The following is a 2,299-nucleotide window of genomic DNA, read 5'->3' as shown; positions in this document are numbered from 1 at the left end:
TACTTCAGCATTTTTTATACTGTTTTTATACTATTTATTGTTATTTATATCATCTCTTATTTTTAGCAGTAATTGTTCTTTAGCATCCATCAATTTAGAAATTTTATCATCATAATGAGATTTCATAGACCAAATTTCTTTTCTGTACTCTTCCTCTTTTTGTAGCACTTCTTTTTGTGTAGAAATCCTTATTTCATTATCTTTTAATCGTAGCTCTCTGTTAAACTCTTCTGTGATCTGCTTAATATTATTCTCATAAGAACTTTTCATATTCTTTGTTTGCTCTTCCAATGCAGTACTATGCTTTAATTCTTCATTTAATTTATTAGTAAAGCTTTCCTTTTCTCTCTCTAAGTTTTTTAAGTTTTCTTCCATGTTTCGGTTTATTACTCTTAAACTTTCTGCTTCATTTTTATAGGCAGTTAACTCATTTACTTTATCCTTTAACATGAGGTTAAGCTCTTTATATCCCCTGATATCTTCTCTCTCTTTTTCTAAAAGCTCTTTATATTCCTTTAATGAATCTTTCAGTTCTTTATTATGAGACTTTAAATCTTCTAGTTCTTTTTTTACACTTTCTATATTCCCCTTTAATTTTTCACTTTTATTAGTCTCTTCCTCTAAAGTTCCTTTAAAACTATTAATAACTTCCGAGTTCTTAACCTTGCTTTTTTCTATCATATTTATGTATATATCTAGAATTCTTTTTATTATGCTCTGTAACTCTTCTACATCGCTTTTAATAAAGTCTGTACCCGTTGTAGCTTTGTTTAATTCGTAGTTCCTTATTATAAGATCCATGAATTCTTTATTATTTATCCCCTCTACCTCAGCTAAACCTTGAAATTTCTCTTTTAGTTCCTCGCTTATCCTTACACTTAAAATTGAATTCATTAATTACACATCCTTAAAATTTATAAAATTATACCTTGATTTAAGTATACATTATTTTACCTTTGTAAACAAGTACTTTAACCACGTTTACACTGCGTATACATTATGTAAACATATTTTTATCGCAAATTATTATTGCAACCATTCAATATAACTAACATTATATTGAATGGTTGCTATACTGAAATAATTAAGTAATAATAAAAGAGGAAGTAGATAAAAAAATATGTATACGTAGTAAAATTAAACACTTCAAAAAGAGGTATCAGTGTATTTATCCGATGAGAACAACGAACAGCTACGTTTTCTCCTAAAAGATAACGACTTCTTAGTATTAAAAATACTGATACTAAGAAGTCTGCTAGTAAGCTTCAATTCGAAAATCTCTCTGAAGCCAAGAACTCAGTTTATAAAAAAATAAACCTAGCCATAACACAGCTAGGTTTATTTAAAATTATTTTGTATATTTTACAGGTTCATTATAAGTAACTCCAAAGGTATTTACCGAAATGGATTTAATTTTTATATCCTTCTTAGGTCTATCATCACTGCCAGTTTCTACTTGAGCTATAGAGTCTACTACATCCATACCTTCTATAACCTTACCAAAGGCTGCATAGTCTCCATCTAAACTAGGTGTATCACCATGCATTATAAAAAATTGAGATCCAGCAGAATTCTTATCATTTGATCTAGCCATAGATATAACACCCTTAGTATGTAAAAGAGTATTTTCAAACTGATTATTTGTAAATTCACCATATATGGAGTAGTCAGGTCCACCCATTCCAGTTCCTTCAGGATCTCCACCTTGAATCATAAAGCCTGAAATCACTCTGTGAAATATTAGACCATCATAAAATTTACTATTAGCAAGACTTATAAAGTTTCTAACGGTATTTGGTGCTATTTCGGGATAAAGCTCCAGCTTTATAATTTTTCCGTCTTCCATTTCTATGGTAGCCACTGGATTTTTATCCCCCTCCTTCTTCTCCATTTCCTTTGAAAGATATATTTCTTTATTATCATTACTTCCAGTATTAGTTCCCTCTTTACTAGTCTTATTAGAGGTACTGCATCCTATTAATGCAAGGGAAAGTATTGCTGTAATAATCAAAGTTCCTAATGTACTTTTTTTCATTTAAAACGTCTCCTTTCATAGGTTTATATGTTTTACTAGATAAGTTTACCATTGTATCTTTTAAAATAAAACCTATAATTAGTTAATTTTTGATTAAAATTATCCAATTAAACACAAAAGCTCTAAGAATGACAGTCTTAGAGCTTTTTATCTTTCTCAGCTAATTTTTTTAGATATTCTTTAAATTGACTTCTCCAAGATTCGTATAGATTCCTATCTATTCTTTGTAGATAATAGAAAAATTCACCTATACTATCTCTCTTT

The 2,299-nt window shown here is 28.8% G+C and carries 2 protein-coding genes; both read right to left on the bottom strand.

The window, feature by feature from the left end; genetic code table 11:
- Positions 1-30 precede the first annotated feature (30 nt).
- Positions 31-894 (bottom strand): hypothetical protein, encoded by an 864-nt coding sequence (locus B2671_RS05100; protein WP_346869450.1) that lies wholly within the window; start codon positions 892-894, stop codon positions 31-33.
- A gap of 454 nt (positions 895-1,348) precedes the next feature.
- Entirely contained in the window at positions 1,349-1,891 is a 543-nt protein-coding gene (locus B2671_RS05095; RefSeq protein WP_414632612.1) for a peptidylprolyl isomerase, read from the bottom strand.
- Positions 1,892-2,299 lie beyond the last annotated feature (408 nt).

Source organism: Clostridium sp. UBA5119 (genome assembly GCF_002414285.1).
In the GTDB taxonomy this organism is placed as follows: domain Bacteria; phylum Bacillota; class Clostridia; order Clostridiales; family Clostridiaceae; genus Clostridium_J; species Clostridium_J sulfidigenes.
Note: the sequence above shows the minus strand (reverse complement) of the source record. Positions and strands in the feature narration are given on the sequence as shown.